This is a genomic window from Sodalis-like endosymbiont of Proechinophthirus fluctus (assembly GCF_001602625.1).
Taxonomy (GTDB): Bacteria; Pseudomonadota; Gammaproteobacteria; order Enterobacterales; family Enterobacteriaceae.
The window spans coordinates 21,171-21,787 of the sequence record NZ_LECR01000068.1 but is presented as its reverse complement, the minus strand read 5'-3'; the positions used below and the strand labels follow the sequence as shown (position 1 = coordinate 21,787).

Genomic DNA, 617 nt, shown 5'->3' with positions numbered 1-617 from the left:
AGCGTTCAATCAGGGCGCGGGCCGAGTCAGGGTGATGCTGATGAATATGCCGCGCCAGGCGCTGTATGTCCGGAATCATCGCCTGATCGCGCAGCAGATCTGCGACCCGGAATTCGGCATTGCCGGTTTGGCGGGTGCCCAGCAGATCGCCAGGGCCGCGGATTTCCAGGTCTCGCTGGGCAATGACGAAGCCATCGTTACTGTCGCGTAGAGCCTGTAGACGCGACTGCGCGGTTTTGCTGAGCGGTGACTTGTACAGCAGTACGCAGTGAGAGGCCACCGCACCACGGCCAACCCGCCCACGCAGTTGATGCAGTTGCGCCAGCCCGAGTCGCTCGGGATTTTCAATGATCATTAGGCTGGCGTTAGGCACATCGACGCCCACCTCGATAACTGTGGTCGCCACCAGTAATTGTACCTTGCCCGCCTTGAAGGCCTTCATCAGCTGCTGCTTTTCCGGCGCTTTCATACGTCCATGCACCAGCCCGACCCGAATCTCTGGCAGCACGCTTTGCAATTCCTGCCAGGTGGCTTCCGCCGCCTGTGCTTCCAGCACATCCGATTCTTCTATCAGCGTGCAGACCCAGTAAGCCTGACGTTGCTCATGCAGGCAGGCC

1 protein-coding gene is annotated in these 617 nt (G+C 60.1%); it reads right to left on the bottom strand.

The window, feature by feature from the left end:
• A partial coding sequence (locus BG74_RS17585; protein ID WP_256364242.1) for a helicase-related protein occupies positions 1–617 on the bottom strand: 617 nt, incomplete at both ends.